Below are 25,371 nucleotides of genomic sequence, written 5' to 3' on the forward strand. Positions count from 1 at the left end.
CGGGTTAGCACAATTCCAAGAAAACAACACCATCATGGTTGATGCAATTATTATTTTTTCATTCGTCCTAGCAGCAACGGGTATAGGTTATTACACTATAGACTTATTCCCAAGAGGAGTTCTGGCTAGTGTTAGCAACCAAGAAGCTTTACGTCTAGTCTTTGCTGCATTCACCGCTATCATTGGCGGTGCAATTGGATTAAGGTTCCAGACAGGATACCGACGCTTGGAAGCACAAGTCCGAGAATTACCATTTGATGTCATTTTAACTCGTGCCATTGGCTTGGTTGTTGGGCTACTGATAGCTAACTTGATGCTTGCTCCCCTATTTTTGCTACCAATTCCAGCAGATTTTGGATTTATTAAACCTTTGGTCGCTGTTGTGGGTAGTATAGTTCTGTCATACACGGGCATGAACTTAGCTGATTCCCACGGACGAGGATTATTGCGCCTGATTAGTCCCAATACGGTAGAGTCAATGGTCGTGGAAGGGACTTTAAAACCTGCTACGACCAAAGTTTTAGACACTAGCTGTATTATAGACGGTCGGATTGAATCACTGCTAGAAACTGGGTTTTTAGAAGGGCAACTGCTCGTACCCCAGTTTGTTTTACAAGAATTACAGCAAGTTGCTGATGCTAGTAAAGACCAAAAGCGAGTTAGAGGGAGACGCGGACTGGAAATTCTTAACAGAATCAAAGGGACTTATCCAGAGCGGATTGTAATTAACCCTACTGACTATGAGGACATTACAACTGTTGATGCTAAGTTAGTGCGATTTGCTCAAGAAATTAGCGGTACGTTACTGACCAATGATTACAATTTATCAAAAGTGGCTAGCGTACAGAAAGTTCCCGTACTGAATGTTAATGACTTGGTAAATGCAGTTCGTCCTACTTACTTACCTGGTGACAATATTGACATTAAGGTACTTAAAGAAGGGAAAGAACCAACTCAAGGCATTGGCTATCTCGACGATGGCACAATGGTTGTGGTGGAAGAAGGCAGTAGTTATGTAGGAGGCGAAATCCGAGTCGTCGTTACAAGTGCTTTGCAAACTTCCGCAGGAAGGATGATTTTTGCCAAACCACAAGCTTCTGCGATCGCATGAGATCGACATGACAAGAATTAGAGTTAAACTTTGCAGCCGATGTGGATTAACCGCATCGGTTCTTTATCGAGTGAAGTACGAAGAGGATGGGCAATGGGTTTTTGTTTGCCCTAATTGTTGGGAAAAAGTCAGTCAAAATAACCCATTTTACGTTTACGGAGGAACGTGGAAAGCAAAGAAGAAAAATTGAACAAAATTTGAGATGTTGGCTTGAGAAAGTCTTATAGAAATTATGAAAAAAACTCTTGGTGTTGTCGCTAGAGAGTACCATGAAAACACTGCTCTTTTTGGAGCAAAAACCGCTTTGTTGCAAGAGATGGCAAATGAAGCTCAGAATCTTGCCATCGAGCTTTTAGTATTTTCTCCATTGACTTGGCAGCCAGGAGAATTTGAAATCAACGGGTATAGCTTTTGTGATGGTGCGTGGGTTGCTAACAGACACATTATGCCGAATAATCTCTATTATAGATTTATTGCTCGTACTCATGAGAAAACATTAATCAGAGATTTTAATTGCTTTTTGAGACAAAATAACTTTAATTTCCTAAATCCTTTGGAGTTAGGTTCTTTAGTAAAAAACAAAATGTTATTTTATAATTTTTTAATTGAGAATAATATTCCTACAATTGAATCTATTCTTATCGACAATGCTTCAGAAGAAATGATAGAGAGTTTTTTAAACTACAGTAACTGTATATATATAAAGCCAATTAAGGGGCATGGAGGAAAGGGCATTGCGATCGTTAAGCAAAGCCAACACGATCGAGAAGCTTTTTATTTGATGACAAAAAGCTGTATGGTAATTAATCGCAAAGAATTATTAGAAACTCTGAAAGCAAAATTCAATTCAAGCTCTTATCTACTTCAGCCAAAAGCCAAAGTTTTTGAGTTAGATAATTCACATTTTGACGTAAGAGTGCTAGTTCAAAACTCTGGAAACGCAAATTACCAAGTTACAGGTATGGGAGCGAGGATTGGTAGCAAACATTCTTGGATTACAAATATCAATGGTGATGGTAAAGCTCTATCTATTTATGAGTTGAGATAATTTTATCAAAAAAATTATGGTAGAAGTATTGATTTAGAGATAATTAGAATAACAGATATTTGCCTGGAATGCTGTCACAAAATTCATGAAAAAATTGGTAATTTTACAGAAATTGGTTTTGATATTTTATTGACTTTAGATAAAGGTCCCCTCGTTTTAGAAGCCAACTCTCAACCTGGACGGAAGATATTTAAGGCGATCGCTAGTTTATATGAAGAAAATTCTACAGAATTTCTTCGATATAAAGAGCTTAGACGCACAAGTATTAAACTTCCTCTAATTTTTGCTTTAAATAATACCTAGTTTCCTACCATAGAGGATTGGTTATGATTAACGCCTCTGCTGCTAAACTGTCCAATGGATGGGAGAAAAAATACCCCTGTCCGTATTCACAATTCAACCATCTGAGGAGTGCAAGTTGAGAGGCTGTTTCCACGCCTTCGGCTGTCACTTCACAACCTAGTTTCTGTGCCAGTGTAACAATTGTCTCAATAATCTCTAAATTCCTACCATTAGAGTTTATTGGGCTAACAAAGGAGCGGTCAATTTTTAACCCATGAATTGGAAAGCTATGAAGACGACCCAATGATGAATAACCAGTTCCAAAGTCATCAATTGACAACTTAATGCCCAAATTTTGAAGCTGTAAGAGTAAGGTAGTAGTCCGATCGCTGTTTTCCATGATGACGCTTTCAGTAATTTCTAGCACAAGAGACGAGGCATCAAGACTCGTCTGGTGCAAAATTCGCACTATCTGCTCGATCAAATCCGGCTGGGAAAACTGTTTGATTGAGAGATTGACGCTGATTTTCTTGAGCGAATTGGAGCGATGACGCACCCGCCAAGCTTGCATCTGGAGACAAGCCTCGTGCAGCACCCAATAGCCAATTGCGACAATCAGTCCAGTTTCTTCCGCCACTGGGATAAAATCTAATGGAGAAACGAGACCGCGCTCTGGATGCTGCCAGCGGATCAAAGCCTCAAAACCTGTAATCCTGCCACTTGTAAGCGACACAATTGGTTGATAGTAAACTTGAAATTCTTGGCGGTCAAGAGCACGCCGTAAATCTGTTTCTAACTGCAATCGGGCAACAGCATTAGCATACATACCTGGGTTGAAGAGTTCATAGCGCCCCCTACCCAAAGCCTTAGCTCGATACATTGCGGTGTCAGCATCGCGGAGTAAATCTTCTGGTCGGTCATAGCCGACACTTAAGGCGATGCCCATACTTGCGGTAGTAAATACTTCTTGCCCATCAAGATGAAAGGGCAACGACAGTGCCTGATGAATCCGGTCAGCAATGTGGAATGCGTCACTGATATCCTGAAGCTCCTCAAGCAGAACTGTGAACTCGTCTCCCCCGAGACGTGCAACTGTGTCCCTCGGTCTCAGGCAAACTTTTAACCTGGTGGCAATAGCAATTAGGAATTGGTCTCCAACTAAATGTCCAAGGCTGTCATTGATCGTTTTAAAGCCATCCAAGTCCAGAAACAGGACAGCAAATAGATAATCCATGTGCTGTTTTGCCTGTTTGAGCGCACTTCTAAGGCGGTCTATAAACAAAGCGCGGTTTGGTAGACCCGTCAATGCATCATGGAACGCAGCATGATGCAGTTGTGACTCTACCCGCTTGCGATCGGTAATCTCAGCTTCTAAACGCTTGTTAGCTTCCAATAGTTCCGTATTAGTAACCTTAAGTTTTTCAAAATAATCTTGTAAGTTAGTATAAAGTTTTGCATTTTCAATTGAGATTAATACTTGAGTAGTTAATAACTTTAATACTTTAAAACGGTCTGGAGTAAAGGCTCCAGTGGTCAGGTTATTTTCTAAGTAAAGGAAACCCGCCAATTTGGCTTGATTCAATAGCGGCACACACAACACTGATTTCGTCAGGTGTTTTACGATGTAGGGATCGCGGGTAAAAAGCCCTTCGTGCATGGCATCGTTCAAAATGATACTTTCTTGAGTTCGGCTTACGTAATTGATTATGCTCAGAGGTACCATTGGGATATTGTTGCTGCTACTGACTGCTTCAATAGGAATAAACGGTAAAACTTTGAATTCATTATTATCAAATCTTCCTGATGCCGCAATAACCCATTGTCCTTGTTTGCTCAAAATGAGATAACCTTTTTGAGCCCCGGCATTCTCGAGGACAATTTTCATCATCTTTTCCAATAAGGTATTGAGCACAATTTCACTCGATAGAGTTTGAGACGCTTTGAGAACGCTAGCCATATCGAGTTTATTTGAATCAGTTGTTGAAATTGTTGTCAGGGCGAATGATGTTTCGCCCGTACAAGACGACCCTTGAGCAAAAAACTGAGGATACCTTTGTTCTAAATCCTTGACCTTTGCCGTAGCTTGCCAGCAAACATAGCCATAGTGAGCCTTTGTCATGTAGAGTTTGCCAAATTCTTCTATTCCATGCGCCAAATAAAAATTTGCGGCTAACTCATAAGCTAATGCTTCCTCTTGAATATATCCGTTATCCCTTGCTCCTTTTATAGCTCGTTCATAAAGCTTCATTGCTTCAAAGACTTGTTCCAAAACTCGTGCCTTTTCTGCCTCTACTAGATCGTAATTGTGCTGAAAATTCATCGGCGCATGGTCAGCCCAAGTTTTCATTTCCTTTTGGTTAACTGCCACTTGTTCTATATATTGTTTCCGTTCTTGAACATTTTGGTTAGGATAATTGGCTAGAAGCGAGAGAGAATAATAAAAATTATGTTCAGCAGAAGCCAGTAGACCTTCCAAAGATTGTTTATTCGCTGCTGCATTTTCAGCGTTCTTAACTGCTGACGTATATTTCTTAAATAAATAATTTAACCTTGTTTTTGCTAGCTCGATAACAAATAGCGATTGCGAGTTCTTCTTTCTTTGTAAAATAGGTAGCATTTCACTTTCATTAAACATCTCTCCCATCAATCTGTTAGATTCTATAGAATTTTCTCTTAAATTTAATACTAATTGACCCCAAATTTTGACATAATTTAGAGAAAAATCCTGTTTCATTGATTGAATTAGACTTATATAAGTATTATACTTTTGCTTAACATAATCTAAGGGTTTTCCCACCAAAAGTAAATTAGAGCAGTAGTTAATAGCTGCATAAGATGCATATTCTATGTCTCCAGTTTCGATTAATATTTTAAGTGTCTCTAATAAAGATTCTAAAGTCGAACTTTTATGTTCTTTCCATGGTCTGATACAACAGTTAAACATTAAGTGAACTTTACCTTTTATTTCTGAAGCATCAAACTGTTCCAACATTTTTAATGAGAGTTTTCCAAGTTGGTAGCCCAAATCGAGGTTGGATTGTGTCCTACAAAGAAGCAAGCCATATAAAACATACGCAAAAGCAGCAAAGGATGAATTTCCATAGTTTAGACATAGCTCCACCATAGTAAATACGATCGATGGAGCTAGTGAGGAATTTGTCATATGACTTGGAGACCATATAGCCTTTAAAATCCGCATAGCAGCCAGCTTATCAGGAGCACTCATTGGTGGAAGATTGTCTAAATCATCAATAATCACTTCGCTTGGTGGAGAATGTGACAGAGATATACCTAACATCTTCAAAAATTGCAGCCCAATCTCTACTGAGTCTTGCATCTGGTTTTGAGCGATATAAAGCTGAATTTTAATTTCATACACATTAGCTTTTTCCTGCACTGTCTTAACTTGTTGTAGAACAACATCAGACAAATGTTGGCTTCGTTCGTAGTTAGTGCTTAAATATTCCGCATATACTGCTGACTCATACAAATCTCGCGTCAAGTCATACTGAGTCTGCCAACTATCTTCTGCTAATAGAGCCAGCCCTACATTTAAATACTTGAGTGCCGCTTCATAAGCCATTGCTGACTTTGCTTTTTGACCCGCTATCAAATTCAGTTTGGCAATCTCATCTCGTTCGTCTTGATGTAGAGACGTTATACATAACGTCTCTACATCAAGACCTAAATTGAGGCGATCGACTATTTCAAATATCTTCTCTGATAACTCCTCAGGTGGGGTACTCTGCAATAGTAGGCGACCTATTTGTAAATGAACTGCTGTTTTTTGTGCTTCATCAATTAAGGAATAGGCAGCTTGTTGTACGCGATCGTGCAAGAAGGTAAAAATAGCTTCACCTGCTGCAAAATTATCTCCCGCTTCGATTAATTTGTACTTGTTATTCAAGGGAATCACTAAACCTTCTTGTATCGCTGGAAACAAATCAGCTAAGACCTCAACAGGTTGATGTTGATAGATCGTCCCTAAAACGGATAAATTAAATGGATTGCCGATGCAAGCTGCTAACTGTAAAACGGTTTGGGTAGCAACATTTAACTTAGCAATCTTGCTCGCCATCAATTCCACGACACGATCTGTAAAATCCTTAGCTTGAATTTGTCTGACATCCCAATCCCACTTTCGCGTTGGTTTGTTGAAAGTTAATAATCCTTCGGTGTAGAGCGACCTCAAAAACTCAGTGGTGAAAAAGGGGTTACCTTGAGTTTTTTCATACACTAAATCCGTTAACGGCTGCGTTGAGGTGGGTGAGCAAGCCAATGCCTCAGCGGTAAGAGCGTTGACATCTTGTGGAAGCAGGTTATCTAAATGAATAAATGACAAAATTCCTTGTTTTTGTTTGATTTCCTCTAAAGCGATCGCCAATGGATGAATAGCATCCACTTCGTTATCTCGATATGTGCCAATAATAAGTAAATATTGAATATTTGTATCGCTCATTATTGTTTTGAGCAAATTCAAGGATGCGCTATCCGCCCATTGCAAGTTATCAATAAATAGGACTAGGGGATGCGATCGCTGACAAATGGCTTGGATAAAGTTTTGAAAGACCAAATTGAAACGGTTTTGTGCTTCTGATGGTCCTACTTGAACGACAGGCGGCTGCAGACCTATAACTCGTTCCAAATTGGGGATAATATCTATCAATACTTGTCCGTTATTACCAACTGCTGCTAAAATCTTATCTCGCCATTCGCTTAATACTGCTTCACTTTCGGTCAACATTTGATTGCACAAATCGTTGAAAGCCTGAGATATAGCGTAGTAAGGAACATTGCGCTGGTACTGGTCAAATTTACCGGAGATAAAATTCCCTCTTCTAGCAGTAATCGGTTTATGGGCTTCCTGAACTAAGGTTGATTTTCCTACACCAGAGTAGCCTCCGACTAAGACCATTTCGATTTTGGATTTTAGATTTTGGAGCCACTGCGTTGCTCTGGGAACCAGAGTTGAAGCAAGTGGCGTGATTTTAGATTGAGAGATTGTCTCTCTCCCTGCGGTGGTGGCGACACCTATGTTCTCCGGATATGCTACGCGAACAAATGCAGCTAGCAACGTTTCTATTTCTCGCTCTCTACCATACAATTTCTGCGAAATTTGAAAGCGCTCTGAAATATCTTGCTGACCAAGGGGAAAGGCATCAATTTGTCCATTTGTCTGTAGCTGGTGCAGACAGGTTTCTAAATCCACCAAAAGCCCGTAAGTTGATTGGTAGCGGTCTTCAGCATTTTTTGCCATTAACTTCATGACAATATCTGAAATTATTGGGGGTAGGGGCGCATGGCTATGTGCTCCTAAGAGTTCACATGGTGGTATTGGCTGTTTGGCAATATGGCTATGGACTAATTCCAATGCATCTGAACTCTCAAATGGCAAAATACCCGTCAGTAATTCATAGAAGGTAGCACCTAAAGAGTAAAAATCGGTGCGATAGTCAATCGCACGATTCATCCTTCCTGTCTGTTCCGGGGAGATATAAGCGAGTGTGCCTTCTAAGATGTTAGGATTGCTAAAGGTGGGGTTTTCCTGTGAAAGTACGGTTGAAATTCCAAAGTCAATAATTTTGACTTTCCCAATGGTTGGATTGAGAACAATATTGCTGGGATTAATGTCTTTGTGGATAATATTGGCAGCATGAATTTGACCTAAAATTTTAGCGATCGCGATCGCCAACTTCAGAAACGCAGATAACTCCAGTTGACCCGCAATTCCCAACAAAGTTAAGGAGTCGCCCCCAAAATCTTCTAAAACCATAATCAGGCGTTCTTGGTCGCGTATCAGAGTGTAAGCATCCACCACTCCTGGTATTGTCAGGAGGTCGCGGGTGACCTTATATTCTCTTTTAAACCAAGCAATGCGCTCTGGAATTGGATAGGCATCTTTGAGCATTTTCAGCACAACAGGTTGCTTATCTGATACTCGGTAACCACGATAAATCAGAGAATTGGCGCTTTCATACAGTTGAGTCACAATGCAGTAATCGGAAATCGTTAACATCTGCAGTCACCCTCATCCAATATGCAGTTAAAGGTTGTTTGAAAAGTGGTTAGTTGTGATTTTAATCGCATTACCCCCCTTAATCCCCTCTTATAAAGGGGGGAAATTGAATTTTCGGTTCCCTCCCCTTTCCAAAGGGAGGGCTATTTCCGGTTCCCTCCCCTTGGAAAGGGGAGCGCTAGGGTGGGGTAAAAAATATTTGATACATCAATCATGACTTTTCAAACATCCTCTTAAAGGTAGTTAGCAAATGGTAGCTTAACCACATCAATTTTCATAAATTTCAAGGGGTAAATCGTCTGGATCTTTGAAAAATGTAAACTTTTTCCCTGTTATTTCATCAATTCTGATATCTTCTACTTCTATTCCTTGTGATTCTAAATAACTAACGGCTTGCTCAATACTATCTACTTGAAAAGCTAAATGTCTTAAACCACAAGCTTCAGGGCTACTGACTCTTTTGGGAGGCGATGGAAAAGAAAATAGTTCTATTTGTTGATTTTCTCCCACTCGTAAATCTAATTTATAAGAATTTCTGTGAGCGCGGTAGGTTTCTTTAATAATAGAAAACCCTAAAACTTCTACATAAAACTTTTTTGAGCGTTCGTAATCAGAACAAATAATGGCTACATGATGAATTCCAGTTGTTTTCATAATTTTTTCCAAGTTTAGTCAATTTCCGAGAAAGATTTTACCTCTGTAGGGACGCAATGCCTTGCGCCCCTACGACAGCTTACCGATTCCCCGGTAATTAAATTTCTGGAAATCACCTTAGTCAATTGCCCCTAATTCTATCAGTGTAGAAATTGCCTGAGTTCAACCTGTCACACCAGTGATGTTCATCCCTTCATAAGGGCTGTACCAGAGCCTGGTGTTATTGGTGGGTTGATTGCTGTAGCTATAGGTAGTTTACTAACACAAAAACTTCTAAGCTAGCGATCGGCTAGGGGTCAGGAGTTAGGTGCTAGGGGTTAGGGAAGAGGGATTTTCGCGATCGAGACTGGATGCTGTGTTTTTTCTCGTTCCCAAGTTTTTTCTCGTTTTCTCGTTTCGGTGGTTCTACCTGGGAATGTAATCTCTGAGGCTCTGCGGAGCTAGTTTTTGCTGAATACGGGAGGCGGAGCTTCCTAGGACGGCATTCCCAGGCGCAGCCTGGGAACGAGGTGAAAGATGAATTGCAGATACCGCCATCTACCAACTAAGAATCTTGCAAAACAGTTTTGGAAACAATCCGGGTTTTCTTACGATCGCTCTCCGATAACTCTTCTCCTGCTTGCAGGCGAGTAGCAGAAGTTTGTAGGACAGTCGCCGCGCCAGTATCTCCCATTTGTAGAGCAGTTTTAGCGGCAGTTTGCAGCATTGTAGCAGCACCAGCGCGATCGCCCTGTTGCAATTTTGCTTCAGCAAGTTGTGTTTGTCGATATTTAGCAAGTGCCAAAATATGCTGCTGCACTTGAGTATCACCAGCAGGTTGGTAGGAACGAATAACATTTGCCTCAACAGGAATTGTTTCTGAAAGTAATCCTGTCTTATCTTGAGCGGGATCGTCGTAGCGAACCTGAACTTTGGCGATGGTTTGCCTACCTTCTGGTAACTGTCCCAAATAAATATTTGCTAGCACAACACGTTCTGCATCCTTCATTAAATCGCCCAAACGAACGGAGAACCGTCCATCCATTTCCAGTTGTACTGGTAATTCAATTGTGTCTGGGGCGACTTGGGCGACAGGTTTTAGTTCTGCTAAGCGCACATGAGGTACGAGTGAAAAAAGTAAGTAAGCATTGGTCAATCCCACAGTTTGAATGCGGGTAAACAAACGACCAAACTCATCCACCACCTGTTCTGGTTGCTGAACGTAAGATAAAGTTCCACCACCAGCATCAGCAATTTTTTCCAGAACATCTTGGTTCCAATTGTCACCGAACCCCAAGGTATTCAAAGTTAAACTATAGCCAGCAGCCAATTGGGCAAATTTTAAACAACGGTTGTTGTCACCGTGTTCGTTTTCACCGTCAGTCAATAAGAAGGCTTGGGAAATAGTTTCTTTTTTTCCTTTTGCCAGTTCCTCTATACCCAAACGCAATCCCTCATCAATTGCAGTTCCGCCATCAGCAGCAAGACGGTTAATTTGTTGCTTAATGCGTTCTGGATTTTCCAGCAATTGATTGGAAACCAGAACTTTGGCGCGGTGATCGAACACAACAACACTGAGGCGATCGCCAGGGCTGAGTCTGTCAACCAAGCGGATTGCTGCTTTTTTGACAATTTCCAGTGGTCGTCCACTCATAGAACCACTATGGTCGAGAATGAGGCATAGATTGAGAGGGACGTTCCGATCCATCATTTCCGGCTTTGCAGAAATGGAAATTGCCAACTGACGTTGACTGTTAGATTGATTTGCATCTAAATTGCCATCATTGAGAGCTGGCTGCAAGCTAACCTTCATCTAAAAACTCCTACGAGGTGGGAAACTGCGTACTTAAGGAACGCGCAGGAAAACCGAGTCAAGCCGTTTTGACGGCAGTGATTCTCCAAGAGCTATAAGTACAAAACTTACAATCTTTGGATAGTGCATTTTGAGTTAATCGCTTACCAGTGCTGAGACTGTGCAAGCTAATTGTTTTTCTATTGGGGTCTTTTGTGGTAGGTGATTCTTGCCAACCGCCTACATAACAGAATCCGTATTTAGGATGCTTAACCAGCGAGCCACGTTTTAAACCATCGCTGATTGTTCCACCATAGCGAGGTCTGATGTGTCCCGATTGATGTTGTAATCTGTGTAGTTGACGGCGATGAAATTCCAAAGGAACAACCTCGATTAATGCGGTGTTGTCAGGGTTGGTATGTCCCTTCAAGGTCGCAGTACTTTGAGGGAAACCCTCCCACAGTACTGTCTCACCGCCAACAAACCAGTTAGCAAGCACCCAAGAATCAACGCAATGAGCATCAAATTTGTTAGATAGTTTGTTTTTAGATTTCTTCAGTCCTAATTCTTGCCGCATTTCGTAAGTTTCATTGCCTGTTCTGATTTCTAGATTAGCTAATCGCTCTAGTTCTGAGTAAAACCACTTTTTGCCAACTTCCAAAGGGCTAAACATTGAGTTCCACTTGTGTGCTTTTTTCCAAGTTTTGGCTTTGATGTCTTCAACTACAAAGGTAGAAACTGGAAACATTGAGGTCAGCCATTTACAAATCCGTAATTTCCACTGCCATCTACTGCGTGTTGATGGTGGTAATTTCTGTTTGATAACCAGTCGGTTTTTACGATTTTGGCGACAAGGAGTATGACGATATCTTCTAGCACGTCGCATATTGCGCCGAACTTCTACACGGTCTTGTACCCAATCAACAGCATGAGTTTGGATATTTAAGTAAGTATGAGCTTGGGACTTTACTGTGTAACCTTCACGCTTACTCCCTGGATCTACTCCTACCGCTATTGGTTGCGTGTTTCTATTCGATGGTTCTTGGTTTAATCGAACACAAAAGACTCCTTTTTTGAAGAATGGTGTAGCTTTTCCCGATTTAATCCAACGTCTCGCCCTACCGGGTGTTGTTGGCATTAAAGGACAATTATTTTTGTCAACTACTGGTACAAACATTTACGATAAATCCTATCGCTAGGTATATATATCCCTTCGACACTGACAACTGTAGAGGACTTAGACTAGGGAAGCATCCAAAAGTCGTACTTTAGCGTACCACCGCACAAGTTGTTCAGTTTTTTGTCCCAGCTGTATGGCTGGCGTCTAGACGCTGTTTTAGTCTCGCATTTAGGAGTCGGTGAACCTCCAAGAATGCAAGCCCCCGAATAGAATTCGGGGGTCAGTGACAATCCCCCAAAGTTTCACACGGGCTATACTTATTTATAGATAACTTCAAACCGCCATTTCTGTTCTTCGGAAAATCTTTGTGATAAGAACTTTAACAATCACTTCATAAGTTATTGGGGACTGGGGACTGGCGATTGGGAATTAAGGATTAAGTTATTAGTACTTTTCCCATGTCTACCTTGTCCCCCTTGTCCCCCTTGTCCCCCTTGTCCCCAATCCCCTAGAGAGAAATCCACACCCCCAATAGAGCTGGCATCGCGTTAGGATGTAGTACAGTTAACGGAATTAATTGAGCAACAGTTGCTATGGAAACCTCACCCATCAAGGCTGTTCAAGCCCCATATTATGGCGATAGCTTCTACCGGTCTCCGCCACCCGATCTACCTTCTCTTATGCTGAAGGAACGAATCATTTACTTGGGACTGCCTTTGGTTTCACCGGATGAGTATAAACAGCAACTGGGAGTAGACGTAACAGAACTGATCATTGCTCAGCTTCTCTACCTACAGTACGACGATCCGGAAAAGCCAATTTACATTTACATCAACTCTACTGGTACTTCTTGGTACACCGGAGATGCAATTGGTGCTGAAACGGAAGCATTTGCTATTTGCGATACCCTGAACTATATTAAGCCACCAGTCAATACCATTTGTATTGGTCAGGCAATGGGTACGGCAGCTATGATTCTATCTGCAGGAACTAAGGGTTACCGTGCAAGTCTCCCCAATGCGTCGATTGTGTTGCACCAGGCAAAACGTCGCACTGGCTACGGTCAAGCAACAGACATTCAAATTCAAGCACAAGAGGTGCTAACAAACAAGCAAATGATCCTGTCAATTTTTTCTCGGAACACCGGACAACCTCCAGAGAAAATCTCTAAAGATATGGATCGTATGTACTATATGTCACCTCAAGAAGCCAAAGAATATGGCTTGATTGACCGGGTATTAGAAAGTGCAAAAGAACTTCCTCAAGTTGTAGCGGCTGCTCTCCCTGTTAAATCTTAATAGGTCAGTTGCGATACGGTTTTGGCCGTTAAGCCTCCGGCTTATCGCGGTTTTTTTTCTAGCTTAAACTTTGAATACAAGAATTTTGAACTATTATGCCAATTGGTGTTCCTAGAGTCCCTTATCGTTTTCCTGGGGAACCTTATACCCAGTGGATTAATATTTACGAACGTCTTGCTTTGGAACGAATCGTTTTCCTGAGTGGAGAGGTCACCGATGGTATGGCAAATGCCATCATCGCTAGACTACTTTATATGGATTCTGACGATCCAACCAAGGACATTAGTATTTACATCAACTCCCCTGGTGGTTCGGTGACAGCAGGGCTTGCTATCTATGACACAATGCAGCATATCAAAGCGAATGTTGTCACAATTTGCGTAGGTATGGCAGCTTCCATGGGATCGTTCCTCCTAGCAGCAGGAACCAAGGGCAAACGTTTGGCTTTGCCCAATACTCGAATTCTCATTCACCAACCTCTTGGCGGTGCTCAGGGTCAAGCGACTGATATTGAAATTGAAGCTAAGCAAATTTTAAGAATGCGGCAGCAACTCAATGAAATGTTAGCATCTCGCACAGGTCAACCTATAGAGAAAATTCAAAAAGATACTGACCGCGACTACTGGATGTCCGCTCAAGAGGCGAAGGAGTACGGTTTAATTGACCGCGTGATTGAAGAAAGGTAGGTGTTGGGGATTAGGGACTGGGGAACTCGCGGTTCCCTCCTTGTTGAGGGGCAATGGGGAATAGGAACTAGGAAAAGGACAAGCATAAGTAAGCGCACTCCAATCGCCAATCCCCTTTTCGCCAATCCCCAATCCCCAAAAAAATGTAAATTGTGGACTTTAAACCCAAAGTTGAGTCATTATCATCATAAAAACTTCACGCTTTGGCTTTAAGCTAATAGCTGATATTCGTCTCACGCTGATAGCTCAGATGGATCTAGGAGATTGTTACCGTTTATTAGGTTTGAGGTCGGGAGCCTCTTTTTCCGACATCAAATTGTCGTATCGTCGCTTGGCACAGCAGTATCATCCTGATATCAACCCAGACGACACAAGAGCGAAAGAAAAGTTTATTGCCGTCACTGAGGCATATAAACTTTTGTTGCAGGTTGTCCCTCAAGAAAACACGTTCCGACAGGTAACTCAGTCACAAACAGTTGAACGTCAGGAAACTTCGCCGCGCCCGGAACCTCCAAAGAAGGAAAAACCAAAACCAAAACCGCCCAGTGTTATAGAAATAGAAAGGCGGTTGAAGTGGCGTACTTACGAGCAATTGCAACAGTTCTTGAAGCAAAAGCGCTTCCCACAAGCAACTGCTTTGGCGGAAGCATTAGCACAGCGTCTCCCTGATGATGCGGAAGTTCGTCAATGGCAGGCTATTGCATATCAACTATGGGGGCGATCGCTCATCGCAGACAATCAGCCTTTAAAAGCTAAAATTTATCTTAAGAAAGCTCTGAAGACCGATCCCAACAACAAAACTTTGTGGGTTGAAGTGCAGCGAGATTTTGAGCGTTTAGAGCAGAAGATTTTTTAAGCTAACTGTATGCTCATCAACTGGTGGACGTTGCTGTTCAATTCTTCGGACTCGACCCACTAATTCAGGTGGATACGCTTCATAGGAATTGGGGTTACGCTCTACAGCTTGCACGTGGTACTTTGAGGTGTGAGTAAAGGCGTTTTTCCCAACCACTGGTCTGAGTTCGTCTGGTTGATAGCCGGTTGCTAGTTGTATAGCATGGGCTAATTGAGGAATTTGTTCTAGGGGAAAGCGGTTTTCTCCTCTCTTTTGGTGAAGAATAACCGCTAGTTGAAGTAAATCTGTGATACCCGTTCTTTCCCCAATTCCTAAAATAGATGTATCGATAACGGAGGCTCCAGCATCAATAGCGACAAGTGCATTTGCTACGGCTAAACCAAAGTCATTGTGTAAATGCATTTCAAGTTCGCAACAAAAACTGTTGACAAATCGCGATACGAGTGCATCACAAGTCAATGGTTCCAAAATACCAACTGTATCGGCTAAACTGATACGTTCTGCTCCCGCTATCAGTGCAATCTCAGTTATCCATTCAATGTCATCCCAAACCGTTCGAGATGCATCCTCAATTGTAAAGCGTACTTTTAAACCTAATTTTTTGGCTTCGGCGATCGCAACTTGTATTTTTTGGCTAATATATTCTTTGTTGCGGTTCACAAATTTAGTTTCCGTTGCTAAATGATTAACTGAAGCCCAAATTCCTACCCAATCAGCGTTGGCTCGTTTAGCAGCTTGTATTTCTTCAACGTTGGCTCTAGCATGCATCAAAATTTGTGTAGAACGGGCTGATCGAGCAACTTCTAAACAAATCTGTTCATCTTCTGCTGAAATTCCTGGATGACCTACTTCTACACAATCTATTTGAAATTCTTCTAAAAGATGAAGAATTTTGATTTTTTCTTGACTGCTAAAACGAACTCCTGCTTGTTGTTCGCCTTCACGTAAAGTTGCATCTAAAATTTTAGTACTAGATTTACGCTCGCAATCAGTTTTATTTGACATTAGTTGCTTCTTTACATTGTTACACAAATATAGCAATTCTATTTTATTGGCAAAATCTATCTAGGGTGAGCATTGCCAGCCAAGAGACTTTCTAGTGGGCAATGCCCACCCTACAGTACTTAAAATTTTTTATAGAATCGTTTAGGCTGGCTACAGCAAAAAAACAAAAAACTTTCTTTATAAAGACTAACAAATATGGGTCCGATCAAACGATCGCTTACTGACTTTTAAAGATAAAATATTTATTAAGATTTTGGATCTGCATCGGATACAATATTGCTATTTCTGTAGGAATATTATAAACCTGGGCTAAAAGAAAAATATGTCATCTTTAATTATTCTGATTGCTGCCTTAGTTGTAGCTTTGTTGGTTTTCAGGGCATTATTTAGTGTATTTAAAACAGTTATTAGTACTGCGATCGCTCTGTTTCTCATTGTCGTCATCTTGACAGTTTTTGGCTTTAGTCCTGAAGATTTGTTACGAGAAGTCACAAAATTACCAGAAACTTTACAAAAATTGCTGAAAGGAGGATAGTAAAAATTTTGCACTGAATATAGAAACAGTTTAAGTAGCAGGCACCAGACAAATGGCAAAAATTGCTAGAATCTATACAAACGACCAATGACGAATGATAAATGACATTTAACCTATTTGAGAGGCACAAATTGTAATTGTCCCGTACTTGGATGAGGTTTGACTGTAACTAATTGTTGAATATTTTGTTCTTTGCGATCGCCATTATTGAGAAACGAAATTTCTCCTGTAGCACCTGTTGCTGTAAAATTCCGCTCTGCCATTGTTTGTTCCAAACTCTCGCGACTGACAAACGAAAGCTTTTCAGTAGCAGCTACAAACACGCGAGTTGCATCATAAGACAGTGCTGTACGCCAATTGACTGGTTCCCCCCATAATTTAATAGCAGCTCGCGTATATTGTTGGTTAGGGCTGCTCAAGTAATGCCAGGGTATCCCTACCACCATTCCCTCTACATTATCGCCAGCCCCTTCTAAGATATTAGGCATGAAAAGACTATCTCCGCCTACAATTGGGTAACGTAATCGATTGGCACGAATCAAGCGAAACACAGTCTCAGAGATCAAACCATCATTATTGGGAAGTATAACCAGTACGTCAGCACTTGATGTTTGGACTTCACTCATAGCTTGACTGGAATTAAAGTTTGGTGCAGACAAATCAAACTCTTTAACAATTTTCCCTCCACCTGCAGTAAAGCTCCTTTCTAATGTGTCTCGCATCGAAAGACTGTAGTTGCTTGTTTCATTAAAAAAGACGGCTGCTTTTCGTTTTTTAGCGTTTGTAAGCATATAGCTTGCTAAATTTTGAGCAATATCCCTGTCAGTGTACGCTATGCGGCGAAAATAACATTGGGATTGACGACACACAGTTGATAAATCTTTTGAGGTAGCGGTAGAAGATATCAGTGGTAACTTATGCTGTTGGTAGATATCGACAGCACTAATAGTGGTATCGCTAGTAAAATGACCAACAACGCCTAGAACATCTCGTTTTTTTACTAAAGCTTCTGCTATTTTCTTAGCTTGGTAAGGGTTATTGCTGTCAGTGGCTATGAGAATTTTAATTTTGTAGTTGTTATTGGGACTTTTATTAAATTCATCTTGAGCTTGAGCAATTCCCCGCAACATTTCTTTACTAACATTGATACTATCGTTATTGTTTGTCATAGGAACAACAACAGCAAACGTATAACTTTTTGGGGCTTGTTGAGAAATCCGAGCATTATTTAAGTAGATTAAGGTTTCGGGATCGGAATTCTTTTTCCATGACTCCTCTAAAAGAGCGAGCGCAACTTCATACTTTCCTGCTGCAAATGCTTTCACCCCTTCTTCTTTTTCCATATTGATGCTTTGAGTAATAATAATTTGCTCTCCGCAACTTATGTTATCATCGGTTGCGAATTTGCTAAAAGTACTCTTGGAACAACCATCCACTCGATTGACAAAAGATAAAGCAATTCCCCCGACTAAAACAGCAGCAAGTACAGATATACCTATTAACAGCCTTTTTGCTGGGAATTTTTTCGGAGTATCATTATTCGTCGCATGACAGTCTTCTCTTAGTTGAGAGTTTACTAAAGTATCAACAAGGTTTAAATTATAATCGCCTTCGCAGCCATGATTTTCATAATATGTAGATTGAACGTATGTTGGTTCAGATAAGACATTTTTTGAAATTTCTATTTTTTGATATCCAATGTTGATTTCACCTCGTTCTTCCAACTGAAGTCCGTAACTTTTTTGGAGTTCTATTAATCTTTGTAAAATGATTTTTGTATTTTGCGGGCGCTTGTTAGGCAATGGTTCGATCAAATCATCAATAAAATTTGCCAGAGCCTCAGAAATCTGTACGTTATTACGCCAAATTTTTCTTTCCCTATCTTTAGGATCGGGAGGAAGCTCGTAAGGTTCTTTACCCGTCAGCAAATAAACAAATGTACGACCTAAAGAAAAAAAATCTGATTGAGGGACGGCTTGACCTTGACATTGTTCTGGTGCAGTGTATCCTTGAGAAGAAATTGTTGTGACCTCTTCTTTAGCTAAAGCTTCAGAGTAAGTATCAGTTATTTCTCTCACTGCACCAAAGTCTATCAATACGAGTTCTCCATCAGACCTTAACATAATATTGGATGGTTTAATATCTCGATGAAACAGCCTTTTCTCATGGATTATATCTATGATATTGACCAACTTAAACAACCACTCAACTGCCAATGCTTCCTGAATAGGACGGGTTTCTCTTTGTTGTATATACTCTTGTAAATTTAAGCCCTCGATTTTCTCCATCACAAAGCAAGGGAATAAACTTGTACTATCTTTTGCTTTGAATTGAAAGTAGCTGTATCCTTTAGGAATGCCAGGGCGATCGATGGATTGTAAAACTTTTGCTTCTTTCTCAAATAACTCCACCAATTTGTCACGTGGCTGTTCTAGAACTTTGAGAATTTTAATTCTTCCCTTCTCTAAAACTTCATAAACTGCTGTATACGGTCGTTTTTCCAGAACTTCAACGACTCGGTAGCGACCTTCTAAAAGTAATTCCGAACCACAGGCACAGCAAAACAGCCTACCATCAGGGTTATAAGGATTTCTACATCTGGGATTGATACAGTAAGTCATACAATTGTCAAGATGGATGGTAGTTGACGTGTCTTGTACCCATAGACTACTACCATTTATTCTCCCTTATATGCCCTTTGTCGAACACTCAGTTATATCCCCGACTTCTTGAAGGATACAGCTAGTCAATGAGAGATGCCACCCCTCATCCGCAACTCTCTTGACTCTCGTTCCTAGCCTCTGGCTAGGAATGCATTCCTAGAGGCTCCGCCTCGCGTGAAAGAAGAATTTTTCCATACAGAACTAGTCAAACGTGGTGTGGAATATCATAAGGCAGCAGAAGTCGCCAGGATTTTAGTGTCTGGAAAATCTGATGAACTTTTAACTGACAAAGAGATACAACTTGCTACACAAGTTTGTAGAAACTGGATAATACAACGCAAACGTCTAGCTTTCATACACGAGCAATAGATTTTACAAAACTTTTACGGAAGTCCGAAAGCCCTCTCTTTTAGAATCCCCGTGCATTAATGCCGGGGAGTGTCAATCACATTGTCTTTGATGGTGGGTAGCAGAAAAAATCACGCTTGTTGCTTGACTGTTGCCTCAGTCTTGATATAATGTACAAGGAAAAAAAATTCATCCCAAGCTTCAAGGGTGCTTAGGTCGAACATCTCAATAAACTTAACAAGCAATGGCTAAGCCTGAAACTATTGAAGCATTTACCTAAGTCTTGCCGGATAATTACCTAACTGTGAAAAGCTTCAACAACAGAGGCATTTTGTCTGCTGTTGAAAGTTGAGATTTAACGTGCACTCCTCTAGTAACCACGAAGTCTCTACAAAGTTTTAGGGCTTAACTCAGTTGCTGTAATATTCAGGGTCCTGCCTTTCTTCGGGTCATCTCCAGTTACAAGGTTAACGAAGAACTTGATGGAGGCAAAATCATGAGCTTTACAAATTCTCAATCTCAGGTACTTCAAAATAATGTCTTGGCTTCATACCCCGATGTCATCACTAATCCCAGCAATCCTCAAAATCCCACTCTAAATATGAATGGACAAGGTAGTGGGATTTCCAAAGGTGTACAGGAGACCATTGATTCTTGGACCAATAACGGTTTTAGTGGGAACCAGATTGATGGTAACAATGGAAGCAGTACCTTGCCCGGTCTGTCTAATAACGATCGAAGCCTCGTTAACAATGGCAATGACAATCTCTATGATGGTAGTAATAAAGACCCTTTGACAGGAGGACAAGATACACTCGTCGGTGACTCTAATGTAAGTCAGTTGACTCAGGACTCCAGTAATTCTAGTGGAACGTCTCCATCGTCTAATTCTGCACCGACAGAATCCATATCTTCTTCAACGCCAACAGCCAGTAACTCTGGTACTGTGTACTATGTTTCACCAGATGGTAGTGATGACAATCCAGGTACAAGTGATAAACCTTGGAAAAGCGTTAACTACGCAGTTGGAGAGAACTCTGCTGTCGAGGCAGGTGACACTATTTTGGTTCAACCAGGTACTTACAGTGAGCTAGTTACCCTTGGTAAATCTGGTAACTCTGAATTAGGTGATATCACACTCAAAGCCAATGGTGATGTCACACTGCGTGACCCTGACCCCGTCAATGGAGGTTTCCGAGAAGGAGTTATTCAGTCAGTGGGTAAAGGTAATTGGGTTATTGATGGTTTCCGCATTGAAGACACATCTTGGGCTGGAATCTCTGTGCGTGATGCCAACAATATAACTATTCAAAACAACCATACCTACAACACTGGTTCCTCAGGTATCATTGCCATGCCTGATAGTTACTTTGGCGGTGGAGAAGAGCAGGTTACCAGTAAAAATATTAAGGTGCTCAACAACACTGTTGAAAAAGCCAATGCAAGATGGCAAGGTAGTAGGGGCGATGGGAGCGATGATCCCCTTAAGACGCAAGAGTCGTTAAGCATTTGGGGTGTGGATGGTTTCGAGGTAGCTAATAATACCGTTAAAGATGGTACACGCGAAGGTATCGACATCAAAACTGGTTCTCGCAATGGCTCCGTCCATGACAACTATGTAACTGGTCAAGCCTCGATTTCTGGTACAAATCAGGGCTATCAAGGTGGTCCTGCGATCTACGTAGATGGTTTCAGTTCTGATACGTTTAATGTTGACGTCTACAACAATGTAATCACTGACAACGTTGGTGATGGAATTGTCATTGCAGATGAAGTACCTAATCAAGGGGATGTCTCTGATATTCGAGTCTACAACAACCTTATTTATGGCAATGGACTACAAGGAGTGAATTCTGGTCGAGGAATTGGCGTTATCAGTAATGTTCGTGACGTTGAGATTGTCAACAATACCGTTGTTAAGAATGTTGAAGCCATTGAAGTCGATGGCTCAAGTTATGTGGCTGGCGGTTATAAACCCACTGACATTGTGATTCGCAACAATATCTTTACCGATAGTACCTACCGGAATGGGTTGATTGAAGATGCGGGCAATCTGACTTTGGACAATAACTTGTTCTCGAACAAGTATGAGAACCTCTATGAAGGTGGAACTGGAATTGATAACCTGAGCGCTAACAACAACACCAAGGTTCAATCAGCTGGATTTGTCAACTCAAGTGGCAATGATTTCCATCTTACATCTGCATCGCCAGCAATTGATACTGGTTCTTCAGCAATTGGTCAGTATGCACAGCGCGATAAGGATGGTGTACAACGACCTCAAGGTGCTGGTACTGATATAGGTGCTTATGAGTATGCAAGTCGTGATTGAGAAGACTGGTGTGTTTACCTTAAGCTAATGTGCTGTGTATTTTGCACATTTATTGGTTGAGGTTTTCAAGAGGAGGACACTCGTAGGCAAACGGTTTTCCTCCTCTCAATACCTTTGCCAATTGTGAAGAGAGATGGTGGTAGTGAAGTGAGGTTAAGGAATATGACAAGTCCTCGTGAAGTGAGAAGACCTGAAAAATCAAGAGGGCTTTCGTAGTAGAGTTGTTGTCTACCACAACGACAACTCAGAAAGCTACAAAAACCCATGTTAGAAATTTTAGCACTTTTACAATGCCTACAACCGCATATCAAGGTAAAAACAGTGCGTCAATAGGCAAAGAGAAATCGCGAGACCACTCGTTCCAAGAGCTAAAATAATTCCTGACATCTTTGATGCCTGCTTCTTTAAGGGCAATGAGGGTATTAGCAGCTCTAGACCCTTTGAAACAGTAAACGTAAACCGTTGACTCTGGTGTAATACCCACAGACTGACAAATTTCAAGGATTTCTTCAACAGGGCGGAACATAGAAATTTCAGAATTGGGTATCATCATTCGATACCACTCAATCCAAACTGAGCCAGGAATCCTACCTTTGCGGGGGCAAAAATCGACTCCATAAGGAGAGGAACTTGCTCCGATCCACTCATCGTAATCTCTGACATCTAGCTTAATGATTTCTGGATTGTCAAGAGCTTGCAACATTTGTTCTGTGGTGACCAAGATGGAAGAATTTATGTTGAGAGAGAAAATTTTGCGTTCCTGATGAGGAATTTCCGTCGTGGTTGGCATTTGCGCTGCTAACCATGCCTTATAGCCACCATGTAAAATGGATACATGAGAACAGCCTAGATATTTCAGTAAAAAGTAACCCCGGCAAGATTGACCATAACCTGAGTTCATGGCATCTTCATAAATAACAATTTGTTCCGTACCTGAAATTCCAGCTGCACCAAACAGATCTGCAAAGTCCGACTGCAAGCTAGATAAGCCGAATGATGTAGAAGACGCCAAATAGGTGAAAATTTCATTGATATTGACTGCACCGGGAATGTGAGAAACAGCATATTCTTGTGAAGGGCGGGTATCAATAATGACGGTTGATTTCTGAAGTAAAATTTCAGCCAATTGTATCGGTGTGAGGAGCAGTTTTACTTCCATCTCTGCCTTTCTCCTTTATTATGAATGCTCGAGCAGAAGTGAAACTTAGGAATTTATTTTTATTTTTTTATATGGAAGTTCCTAAGCTACCAAGCAATCATAAAATTTTGTGTTGAGAGTAGATGTTAAGCGTAATGCTTTTTCTTAAACATATTTTGAGATGTCATGTGTTTATTTACCTACATAATCTATTCACTGACTTGTATTTTATGTGCTACTCTTTGCGAGTTTCCCAATACTGATATGCAGCTTCGGCATCAATTTGATGGTCGAGATGCCATTTGTTGATAGACTCTATATGGTAGTATCCAGTTTTCATAGTTTCATGTGACTCTTGCAACAGCAATTCAATAATGCTTAAGGTATCATCGTTAGTCACAACAAATAATCCCAATATTAATGATTTGTTTTAATTTAAAGGATTTGTATTGCTACTGAAAAACTAAAATTTAATTAAGAACAAAACTCACGCCAAGTAACAACTTTGTCAACAAAACTTTACAAAAAAGCTGCCTTAAGATAGATGTCTTCACTTAAATCTAGCTTTAGCATAGATATTAGTAAATGTACAACACTCACGTGGAGATGAGTTTCTCGGTTCGACAATGCGCTACGACTTGGTAGTTAACTACTAGTTGGGTGACAGTTGGTTGCAGATACCGGTAGAAGATTTTCGATCTTTGTCTGGAAATAGCTCAAACTCATGAGCTTGTAACTGGTGAACCATAATCATTATGAAAATTGCACAAATCGCGCCTTTATGGGAACAAGTTCCTCCTACCACCTATGGAGGTACTGAGTTAGTTGTGAGTCGTTTGACTGATGAATTGGTACGTAGAGGTCACGATGTCACATTGTTTGCTTCTGGCGATTCTAAGACCCTCGCTCGTCTAGAAGCGGGTAGTCCTCATGCATTGCGCTTGGATACAAGTATTAAAGAACCCGTAATGTATGATATCCTGCACGCTAGCCAAGCTTACGAACACGCTGCTGAATTCGATATTATCCACTCCCACATAGGAGTTTGGTCATTACCTTGGGCTAGTACGGTGTCAACACCGACAGTACATACTCTACACGGAATCTTCACTCGCGACAACAGCAAAGTATTCAGGCGTTACCACACGCAACCATACATCAGCATCAGTGATGCCCAGCGTCTGTTAAATATAAATTACGTTGGCACAGTTTATAACGGTATCAACGTCTCTGCGTTTCCATTTTTTGCCAAACCTCAAGAACCATCTTATCTGGCATTTTTAGGACGCTTCTCGCCAGAAAAAGGACCGCAACACGCTATTAATATCGCCAAGCAAACGGGCTGGCGTTTGAAAATGGCGGGTAAAGTGGATGTTGTAGACAAGAAGTTTTTTGAAGAAGAAATTGCTCCCCACATTGATGGTAAGCAAATCGAATTTTTAGGTGAGGTGAATCACGACCAGAAAGCTGAGCTTTTGGGAAATGCAGCAATCACTCTGTTCCCCATCACTTGGTGCGAACCTTTTGGGTTGGTGATGGCTGAATCCATGGCAACTGGTACACCAGTGATTGCAATGAATATGGGTTCTGTATCGGAAGTGATTGCTCATGGAAAGACGGGTTTTGTCTGCCAAAGTTATGAAGAGATGGCGGCGATGATACCTAAAGCGTTGGAACTCGATCGCCAGAAATGCCGAGAACACGTGGAGAATAAGTTTAGCGTTGCTCAAATGGTTGATGGCTATGAGGCAATTTATGAGAAAATCGTTGGCGATCGCAACTTTAGAAGGTGGTTTAATTCTGCACTGAGAAATTCGTTAGAATCAATTACAGCTTTTAGGCGATAACGACATCTTATTTGATTAATTACAGCAATTTTCAGGTTAATAGACCACAATTTGTGGGGCGGGCGTCCTCGCCTGCCCTCGAATGCACGGCGCTGCTATCCGTATCACAAGAGCATAGTATGGTTCATTTACTTGAAAACTGCTGTAATATGCTCCCTTATGAAGGGAGCATTTGCTGTAACTTAAATTTCTCCTAATTAAAGAACGAACATTGATAGCTTTGAGTTGCCTATTATCAGAATTCATCGCGCTCAACTACATAAGTGTCGATCGCGCCGCTTAAACTTCTGTATCACTTAGATTAATTGGCACTTAATGAGGAAAGCAACAGCGTTCTGCCAAAGCTAACTCATGAATCATAACTCAAGCTAATATTTCAACTTACTTCTAATAAAGAAATTAGATTATAAACTTAAGTAAATAGATGTAAAGTAAAAATACAGGCACATAACAAGCCTGATTTATAAAACAATAACCGCAATCATAAAATCATGACAGCAACCTTACAACGCGCCGGTAGCGCAAGCGTATGGGAGCAGTTCTGTAACTGGATTACCTCCACCGAAAACCGCCTCTACATCGGCTGGTTCGGCGTGTTGATGATCCCCACACTGCTTTCTGCAACAATCTGCTTCATCATCGCCTTCATCGCTGCTCCTCC

General features: G+C 41.1%; 18 protein-coding genes and 2 pseudogenes. 12 read left to right on the forward strand and 8 right to left on the reverse strand.

Going from position 1 to position 25,371, the window contains the following annotated elements:
• The first annotated feature begins 34 nt into the window (after nucleotides 1-34).
• From ACKTT2_RS21950 to ACKTT2_RS21960, 3 genes and pseudogenes are all read left to right on the forward strand, one after another.
• The gene (locus ACKTT2_RS21950; RefSeq protein WP_407890580.1) at nucleotides 35-1,111 is read left to right on the forward strand and encodes a PIN/TRAM domain-containing protein; all 1,077 of its coding nucleotides are present in this window, start codon (nucleotides 35-37) and stop codon (nucleotides 1,109-1,111) included.
• A gap of 7 nt (nucleotides 1,112-1,118) precedes the next feature.
• Nucleotides 1,119-1,301, forward strand: coding sequence for a DUF8622 domain-containing protein (locus ACKTT2_RS21955; RefSeq protein WP_407890563.1), 183 nt, complete (start codon nucleotides 1,119-1,121; stop codon nucleotides 1,299-1,301).
• Between the two features lie 255 nt (nucleotides 1,302-1,556).
• Nucleotides 1,557-2,462 (forward strand): annotated as a pseudogene (locus tag ACKTT2_RS21960) (YheC/YheD family protein).
• A gap of 4 nt (nucleotides 2,463-2,466) precedes the next feature.
• Here the strand turns inward: ACKTT2_RS21960 and ACKTT2_RS21965 are convergent.
• Together ACKTT2_RS21965 and gloA2 are read right to left on the reverse strand one after the other, a co-directional pair.
• On the reverse strand, nucleotides 2,467-8,457 hold the full coding sequence (locus ACKTT2_RS21965; RefSeq protein WP_407890564.1) for an EAL domain-containing protein: 5,991 nt from the start codon (nucleotides 8,455-8,457) through the stop codon (nucleotides 2,467-2,469).
• A gap of 267 nt (nucleotides 8,458-8,724) precedes the next feature.
• The gene (gene gloA2, locus ACKTT2_RS21970) at nucleotides 8,725-9,111 is read right to left on the reverse strand and encodes an SMU1112c/YaeR family gloxylase I-like metalloprotein (RefSeq protein WP_407890565.1); all 387 of its coding nucleotides are present in this window, start codon (nucleotides 9,109-9,111) and stop codon (nucleotides 8,725-8,727) included.
• A gap of 195 nt (nucleotides 9,112-9,306) precedes the next feature.
• On the opposite strand from gloA2, the gene ACKTT2_RS21975 reads away from it, so the two are divergent.
• Complete coding sequence (locus tag ACKTT2_RS21975) at nucleotides 9,307-9,393, forward strand: PEP-CTERM sorting domain-containing protein (protein WP_407890581.1); 87 nt, start codon at nucleotides 9,307-9,309, stop codon at nucleotides 9,391-9,393.
• A 262-nt stretch (nucleotides 9,394-9,655) separates the two neighbouring features.
• Here the strand turns inward: ACKTT2_RS21975 and ACKTT2_RS21980 are convergent, their stop codons facing one another.
• The gene (locus ACKTT2_RS21980) at nucleotides 9,656-10,903 is read right to left on the reverse strand and encodes a vWA domain-containing protein (protein ID WP_407890566.1); all 1,248 of its coding nucleotides are present in this window, start codon (nucleotides 10,901-10,903) and stop codon (nucleotides 9,656-9,658) included.
• Between the two features lie 58 nt (nucleotides 10,904-10,961).
• Nucleotides 10,962-12,059 (reverse strand): RRXRR domain-containing protein, encoded by a 1,098-nt coding sequence (locus ACKTT2_RS21985; protein WP_407890567.1) that lies wholly within the window; start codon nucleotides 12,057-12,059, stop codon nucleotides 10,962-10,964.
• A 536-nt stretch (nucleotides 12,060-12,595) separates the two neighbouring features.
• On the opposite strand from ACKTT2_RS21985, the gene ACKTT2_RS21990 reads away from it, so the two are divergent.
• From ACKTT2_RS21990 to ACKTT2_RS22000, 3 genes are all read left to right on the forward strand, one after another.
• Nucleotides 12,596-13,300, forward strand: a complete 705-nt coding sequence (locus ACKTT2_RS21990; protein WP_407890568.1) for an ATP-dependent Clp protease proteolytic subunit — start codon at nucleotides 12,596-12,598, stop codon at nucleotides 13,298-13,300.
• A 95-nt stretch (nucleotides 13,301-13,395) separates the two neighbouring features.
• Nucleotides 13,396-13,986: an ATP-dependent Clp protease proteolytic subunit gene (locus ACKTT2_RS21995; protein ID WP_407890569.1), complete on the forward strand. Its 591-nt coding sequence runs from the start codon at nucleotides 13,396-13,398 to the stop codon at nucleotides 13,984-13,986.
• 250 nt (nucleotides 13,987-14,236) lie between these two features.
• Nucleotides 14,237-14,842 (forward strand): J domain-containing protein, encoded by a 606-nt coding sequence (locus ACKTT2_RS22000; protein WP_407890570.1) that lies wholly within the window; start codon nucleotides 14,237-14,239, stop codon nucleotides 14,840-14,842.
• Here the strand turns inward: ACKTT2_RS22000 and ACKTT2_RS22005 are convergent.
• Nucleotides 14,822-15,847, reverse strand: coding sequence for a LeuA family protein (locus ACKTT2_RS22005; RefSeq protein WP_407890571.1), 1,026 nt, complete (start codon nucleotides 15,845-15,847; stop codon nucleotides 14,822-14,824). The genes ACKTT2_RS22000 and ACKTT2_RS22005 overlap by 21 nt on opposite strands.
• Before the next feature lie 322 nt (nucleotides 15,848-16,169).
• On the opposite strand from ACKTT2_RS22005, the gene ACKTT2_RS22010 reads away from it, so the two are divergent.
• Nucleotides 16,170-16,382 carry a hypothetical protein gene (locus tag ACKTT2_RS22010; RefSeq protein ID WP_407890572.1) on the forward strand — a complete coding sequence of 71 codons (213 nt, stop codon included), beginning with the start codon at nucleotides 16,170-16,172 and terminating at the stop codon, nucleotides 16,380-16,382.
• A 113-nt stretch (nucleotides 16,383-16,495) separates the two neighbouring features.
• Here ACKTT2_RS22010 and ACKTT2_RS22015 read toward each other — a convergent pair whose 3' ends face one another.
• Nucleotides 16,496-19,003: a bifunctional serine/threonine-protein kinase/ABC transporter substrate-binding protein gene (locus tag ACKTT2_RS22015; protein WP_407890573.1), complete on the reverse strand. Its 2,508-nt coding sequence runs from the start codon at nucleotides 19,001-19,003 to the stop codon at nucleotides 16,496-16,498.
• Between the two features lie 216 nt (nucleotides 19,004-19,219).
• On the opposite strand from ACKTT2_RS22015, the gene ACKTT2_RS22020 reads away from it, so the two are divergent.
• Nucleotides 19,220-19,414 carry a hypothetical protein gene (locus ACKTT2_RS22020; RefSeq protein ID WP_407890574.1) on the forward strand — a complete coding sequence of 65 codons (195 nt, stop codon included), beginning with the start codon at nucleotides 19,220-19,222 and terminating at the stop codon, nucleotides 19,412-19,414.
• A 475-nt stretch (nucleotides 19,415-19,889) separates the two neighbouring features.
• Entirely contained in the window at nucleotides 19,890-21,725 is a 1,836-nt protein-coding gene (locus ACKTT2_RS22025; protein WP_407890575.1) for a right-handed parallel beta-helix repeat-containing protein, read from the forward strand.
• A gap of 307 nt (nucleotides 21,726-22,032) precedes the next feature.
• Here ACKTT2_RS22025 and ACKTT2_RS22030 read toward each other — a convergent pair whose 3' ends face one another.
• Together ACKTT2_RS22030 and ACKTT2_RS22035 are read right to left on the reverse strand one after the other, a co-directional pair.
• Complete coding sequence (locus tag ACKTT2_RS22030; RefSeq protein WP_407890576.1) at nucleotides 22,033-22,884, reverse strand: sulfurtransferase; 852 nt, start codon at nucleotides 22,882-22,884, stop codon at nucleotides 22,033-22,035.
• A 214-nt stretch (nucleotides 22,885-23,098) separates the two neighbouring features.
• Entirely contained in the window at nucleotides 23,099-23,263 is a 165-nt protein-coding gene (locus tag ACKTT2_RS22035) for a hypothetical protein (protein ID WP_407890577.1), read from the reverse strand.
• A 355-nt stretch (nucleotides 23,264-23,618) separates the two neighbouring features.
• Between ACKTT2_RS22035 and ACKTT2_RS22040 the strand changes: the two genes are divergently transcribed.
• Nucleotides 23,619-24,710: a glycosyltransferase family 4 protein gene (locus ACKTT2_RS22040; RefSeq protein WP_407890578.1), complete on the forward strand. Its 1,092-nt coding sequence runs from the start codon at nucleotides 23,619-23,621 to the stop codon at nucleotides 24,708-24,710.
• A 491-nt stretch (nucleotides 24,711-25,201) separates the two neighbouring features.
• Nucleotides 25,202-25,371: pseudogene (locus ACKTT2_RS22045) on the forward strand (photosystem II q(b) protein); the annotation flags it as partial.

The organism is Scytonema hankhaensis NUACC26 (assembly GCF_045865695.1).
Classification (GTDB): domain Bacteria; phylum Cyanobacteriota; class Cyanobacteriia; order Cyanobacteriales; family Nostocaceae; genus Scytonema.